A 5,542-nucleotide genomic window follows, 5' to 3' on the forward strand; every position below is an offset into this window, starting at 1 on the left:
GGCTGAGTGGTCTCCTCACCGCCGTACGGAGGCGAGGTCGTCTCCCCGCCGCCGTGGGGAGGCGAAGCCGGCGGGGTGGTGTGGGTGTCGCCGGGGCTCGGGCGGGTGCCGTGGCCGGAGTCGTCGGAGTCGCCGTACCCGTCGGGGTGCCGGGTACTCTCCTGCGGCCGCGGGTGGTGGCCCACGTTGGCGCAGGAGTTGCCGAACGCCGGGTTCAACGCGGCGGCCACGTCGACGGAGTTGCCGCAGACGTTGACCGGGACGTTCACCGGGACCTGGACGTTGTTCCCGGACAGCACCCCGGGAGAGCCCTGCGTGGTGCCGTGCGCGTGGGTGTCGGCGAGCGCTGTTCCGCCGTACCAGGACAGCACGCCGGTCGCGGCGGCGGCCACGGCCATGCCCTTGCTGAGTGTCTGTCGCAATCTCGTGGTCTTCCTGCTCGGAGAAGTGGGAAGGCCGGCCCCGGAACGGCGAGTCGTCGGTCCGGGGCCGGCCAGTGCACAGCCGGGGAAGCTGGTGAATCGCGCGGGCGAGCGTCAGTGGTTGACGCAGACGTTGCCGAACGCCGGGTTCAGCAGCGCGATGATGTCGATGGTGTTGCCGCAGAGGTTGATCGGCACGTGCACCGGGACCTGGATGACGTTGCCGGAGATGACGCCCGGGCTGCCCACGGCGGTACCGGAGGCATCGGCGTCCGCGAAAGCGGGCCCGGCCATGCCCAGGGCCAGCACTGCACCCGTGACGGCGACGACGGTCTTCTTCATGAATGTTCCCTTCTCTGGGGTCATGCCCCGAATGACGGCCAGAACCGTGCGAGCCCGACGTGAACGGTCGCGGCACGGAACGAGGGATTGACGCAATAGGAGGCCGCGGAACACGAAGGGCGCGATAATCACTCGATCGCACCGCTTCCTCGTGCGTTTTTCCCTCACCTGAGATAGGTGGAAAAAGGCCCGGGTGGCCCGCAGACGACGCCGCGGACAACCCGGGCCCTGCCGGTCCGGCTCAGCCTTCGCCGTTGGCCGAGAGGACCGACAGGTCCTCCAGGATGTGCGAGAGCGCGCCGTCGCGCTTGATGTTCGACGACTGGTCGCTGCACTGCTGGTCCAGATCGTCCGACAGGATCGGGACATCGTTGATCGGAACGATGTTGAGGATCGGGATCTGGATGTCCTCCAGGGCGAGGCACGGCTTGTTCAGCGAGCCCTGGACCAGCGACAGCTGCGGGCTCATGGCGCCCTCGGTGGACGAGTTGCCCCAGTCCGCCCGGGCACCGTTGCCATTCGCGACGGTCGGGCCGTCGTCGTTGCCGATGGCAAGCGCCTGCGGCGCGGCCGCCACCGCCATTCCCACGACCGAAGCGGCGGTCGCGGCGGCGACCATTGCCTTCTTGAGCACTTCGCGTTCCTTTCCTCGTAGCGACGCATGCCCTACGGCCTCATCAACCCGCCGCGACGGGAATGGTTCCGCCTATTCACTCGGTTGGCTCTCCACCGTTCGGGAGGTGACGGCAGCCGCCAATCGGAAAAGCGCACCAGCAGCCCGGGATATCGGCCGACGGAGTGAACGGCAGAAACCATGCGGGGCAAAGGGAGTTGACCAATGCGCTCCGGTGGACGGGGTTTTCTCAGAAAGGACTGGCCAGTGATCAAGAAGATTGTTGCCACCGCGGCCGTCGCCGCCTCGGCCGTGGGCGCCTCGGCCGCCGTGGCACCGCAGGCGCTGGCGATCGGCAACGACGACGGCCCGACCGCCGCCAACGGCAACGCCGCCTGGCAGAGCTACGGCAACTCGGCCACGTACGGGAACATGAGCCCGCAGATCGCCCTGATCCAGGGCTCCTTCAACAAGCCGTGCATCGGTCTGAGCGACATCAGCGTCCCCGTTCTGAACATCGTGCCGATCAACGACCTGCCGATCCTCTCGGACGACATGACGCAGCAGTGCACCGAGAACTCCTCGAACATCAAGCGCGACGGCGCGCTGGCGCACCTGCTGGAGGACGTGTCGATCCTGTCCCTGAACGGCGAGTCCGGCAGCTGATCGCACGCTGCGGCCAGGAGCGGGCCACCGGCGGTTCCCGGTGGCCCGCTCCTGTGTGTCCGGGGCGTGTCCGGAGTGTGCGCTAGGAGACGACGTCCTTGCGGGAGAAGTTCCGGAAGGCCAGCGCGAACAGCACCAGGGCGTACGTCACGGAGAGCGCGGCGCCCTGGATCATGCCGGACCACTCGGGGACCGGCTGGACGGCGTCCACCCAGGCGAACTGCCAGTGCGCGGGCAGGAAGTCGCGCCAGTGGCCGAGGGCGGTGACGGCGTCCAGGACGTTGCCGGCGATGGTCAGGCCGACCGCGCCGCCGACCGCGCCCAGCGGGGCGTCCGTCATCGTGGACAGCCAGAACGCCAGCCCGGCGGTGACCAGCTGGGACACGAAGAGGTACGCCACGGCCACCAGGAGCCGCTGGGCCGCCGTACCGGTGTCCAGCGCGCCGCCGGTGGGTATCCGGAGCGGGCCCCAGCCGTAGGCGGCCGTGCCGGCGGCGAGCGCCACGGTCGGCAGCAGCACCATCGCGGCGAGGGACAGCCCGAGCGCCACGACGAGCTTGGACCACAGCAGCCTGGCGCGGGGCACGGGCGCGGCGAGCAGATAGCGCAGCGAGGACCAGCTCGCCTCGGAGGCGACCGTGTCCCCGCAGAACAGGGCGACCGGGATGACCAGCAGGAAGCCGGCCGACACGAAGAGGCTGACGGCGGCGAAGTTGGCGCCGGAGGCGGTGGCCGTGTCCATCAGGGTGACCCGGTTGCCGCGGCCGCCCGGGTCGCCGCCGACCGCGAAGGCGATCAGCAGCACGAACGGCAGTGCGGCCAGGACCGCGCCCATGACCAGGGTGCGGCGCCGCCCCAGCTGGCGGACCAGCTCGACCCGCAGCGGCAGGGTGCGCCCCGCCTGATAGCCGGAGGCGACCTCGGTGAGGGTGCTCATGCGGTACCTCCGATCAGGGTGAGGAAGGCGTCCTCCAGGCGGCGGCGCGGGCCGATGGAGGTGACCGGCAGCTCCAGCCGCACCAGTTCGGCGACCAGCCGTTCGGCGGTGCCGCCGGGGGCGAGCCGGACCAGCAGCCCGTCGTCGGTGCGCGTGGCGGAGGCGACGCCGGGCAGCGCGGCCACCTTCTCCGCCACCGGCTCCTCCACGGGCCGGGCGGTGCCGACCAGCAGGGTGTCGCCGGAGCCGACGATGTCCCGGACCTCTCCGGCCCGCACCAGCCGGCCGCGGTCCATCACGACCAGGTGGGTGCAGGTCTGCTCGACCTCGGCGAGCAGGTGGCTGGAGACGATCACGGTGCGGCCGCCGGCCGCGTAGCGGATCATCACCTCGCGCATCTCGCGGATCTGGGGCGGGTCCAGGCCGTTGGTGGGCTCGTCCAGGATGAGCAGGTCGGGCAGGCCGAGCATGGCCTGGGCGATGGCCAGGCGCTGGCGCATGCCCTGGGAGTAGGTGCGCACCGCGCGGGTCAGGGCGTCGCCGAGCCCGGCGATCTCCAGGGCCTCGTCCAGGTGGGCGTCCTCGGGCGGGCGGCCGGTGGCCCGCCAGTACAGCTCCAGGTTGTCCCGGCCGGACAGGTGGGGCAGGAAACCGGCGCCCTCCACGAAGGCGCCTACCCGGGAGAGCACCGACGCGCCGGGCCGGACGGCGTGGCCGAAGACCCGGATCTCGCCGGCGTCGGGGCGGATGAGGCCCATGAGCATGCGCAGGGTGGTGGTCTTGCCCGCGCCGTTGGGCCCGAGCAGTCCGAGGACCTGGCCCTTGTCCACCCGGAAGGACAGGTCCCGGACGGCATACCGATCCGTGGACTTCGCGTAGCGCTTGCTCAGGCCCTCGATGACGAGGGGGACCTCGGCAAGGTCCGGGTCGGGATCGGGGGCGGCCGTGCGGCGGCGGGCGGTGAGCAGCAGGGCGAGGGCGGCCGCGGCGCCGGCGGCGGGCAGCCACCACACCCAGGCGGGCAGGGGCGCGGCGGCGGTGGTGACCTCGGGCGCCGTCGGCACGCTCAGGCCCGACTTCAGGGAGACGGTGTAGGTGGCCGGGGCGGCCGGTGAGGCGTAGCCGAGGTCGGTGGAGGCGAGGACCAGGCGGAGCCGGTGGCCCTTGCGGACCTGGTGGTCGATCGCCGGGAGGGTGACGGTGACGTCCTTGCCGGCCTTCGCGCCGGTGACCCGGAACGGGGTGACCAGCTGGGCGGGGAGCACCGGGCGGCCGCCGTCGGGGCCGACGTCGTAGACCTTGCCGAACAGGACGGCGTCGTCGCTGGTGGAGGTGATGTGCACGGTGGCCGTGGGGGTGCCGGTGATCCGCAGGTCGCGGGTGAGCGGTGCCGAGTCGAAGCGCGCGTACTGGCCGGGGAAGTCCACCGAGAGGCCGGTGCCGAGCGCGGACAGCCGGGACAGGCCGCCGAAGCCGCCGATGCCGGGCAGGGCGGAGACGCCGGGCGGGGTGGCGCCGGCCGGGTTGGCGACGCGCTGGGCGGGGCCGGTGAGGGCGAGGGCGCGCGGGTGGTCGCGCAGGCCGGGGTAGCCGTCGGCGCTCGCGCCGCGCAGCCGGGCCGTGCCGTCGGTGGAGTCGACGCCTCCGGTGCGGGTGATCCGGAAGGCCGGGCCCGTGTCGGCGTTCTTGTCGCCCTTCAGGTACCGGTCGAACCAGGCACGCGTGCGTGCTTCGATCCGGGCGCTCTCCATGTCGCCGCCGTCGTGTCCGCCGGCGATCCAGTCGACGGCGACGGGGACGCCGTTCGCGCGGATGGTCCGGGCGGCGGCGTCGGCCTGGTCGAGGGGGAAGAGGGAGTCCGTCTGCCCCTGTACCAGCAGGGTGGGCACCTTGACGCGGTCGCCGACGGCGGACGGCGAGCGCCGCGTCAGCAGGGCGCGGGCGGCCGGGTCGGGGGTGCCGGAGGCGGCGACCCGCTCGTACATCCGGCACAGCTCGGGCTGGAACCTGGCGCAGCCGCCGCCGGTGTTGACGAACACGCCGGCCCACAGCTTCTTGAACACGCCGTGCGGGAGCAGGGCGTCGGCGAGGTTCCAGTAGGTGATGGCCGGGGCGATGGCGTCGATCCGGCGGTCGTGTCCGGCGGCGAGCAGGGCGATCGCGCCGCCGTAGGAGCCGCCGGCCACGCCCACGCGGGGGTCGCCGGGCCGGTCGAGCCGTACCTCGGGCCGTTTCGCCAGCCAGTCGAGGAGCCGGGAGACGTCGGCGACCTCCGCGCCGGGGTCGTTCAGTCCGATCTTGCCGGTGGAGCGGCCGAAGCCGCGCGCGGACCAGGTCAGGACCGCGTATCCGGAGCGGGCCAGGTCCTCGGCCTGCCGGCGCATGTCGTCCTTGCTGCCGCCGAAGCCGTGCGCGAGGAGCACGGCGGGGTGGCGGCCGGTGCCGGCCGGGGTGACGTACGAGGTGTCCAGGCGCACCCCGTCGACCGCGAGGACTTGGTCGCTGCGGCGCACGGCGGCGGCGACATGGAGAGCGCCCGGATCGAAGCACGCACGCGTGCCT

The 5,542-nt window shown here is 72.5% G+C and carries 6 protein-coding genes; 1 reads left to right on the forward strand and 5 read right to left on the reverse strand.

All coding sequences use genetic code 11. The annotated features are described in order from the left end of the window. From H5J33_RS38380 to H5J33_RS21875, 3 genes are all read right to left on the reverse strand, one after another. A partial coding sequence (locus tag H5J33_RS38380) for a chaplin (protein WP_181796617.1) occupies positions 1–422 on the reverse strand: 422 nt, incomplete at its 3' end. Between the two features lie 114 nt (positions 423–536). Then, complete coding sequence (locus tag H5J33_RS21870) at positions 537–764, reverse strand: chaplin (protein ID WP_181796618.1); 228 nt, start codon at positions 762–764, stop codon at positions 537–539. Between the two features lie 241 nt (positions 765–1,005). After that, the gene (locus tag H5J33_RS21875; protein WP_181796619.1) at positions 1,006–1,398 is read right to left on the reverse strand and encodes a rodlin; all 393 of its coding nucleotides are present in this window, start codon (positions 1,396–1,398) and stop codon (positions 1,006–1,008) included. Positions 1,399–1,644: 246 nt separating this feature from the next. Between H5J33_RS21875 and H5J33_RS21880 the strand changes: the two genes are divergently transcribed. Further along, on the forward strand, positions 1,645–2,043 hold the full coding sequence (locus tag H5J33_RS21880; protein WP_181796620.1) for a rodlin: 399 nt from the start codon (positions 1,645–1,647) through the stop codon (positions 2,041–2,043). A gap of 82 nt (positions 2,044–2,125) precedes the next feature. Here H5J33_RS21880 and H5J33_RS21885 read toward each other — a convergent pair whose 3' ends face one another. Then, positions 2,126–2,980, reverse strand: a complete 855-nt coding sequence (locus H5J33_RS21885) for an ABC transporter permease (protein WP_181796621.1) — start codon at positions 2,978–2,980, stop codon at positions 2,126–2,128. After that, on the reverse strand, positions 2,977–5,493 hold the full coding sequence (locus H5J33_RS21890; protein ID WP_181796622.1) for an alpha/beta fold hydrolase: 2,517 nt from the start codon (positions 5,491–5,493) through the stop codon (positions 2,977–2,979). Before H5J33_RS21890 ends, H5J33_RS21885 begins: the two co-directional genes overlap by 4 nt. Positions 5,494–5,542: the final 49 nt, after the last annotated feature.

Origin of the sequence: Streptomyces sp. WELS2, from assembly GCF_013870595.1 — a bacterium.
Classification (GTDB): domain Bacteria; phylum Actinomycetota; class Actinomycetes; order Streptomycetales; family Streptomycetaceae; genus Streptomyces.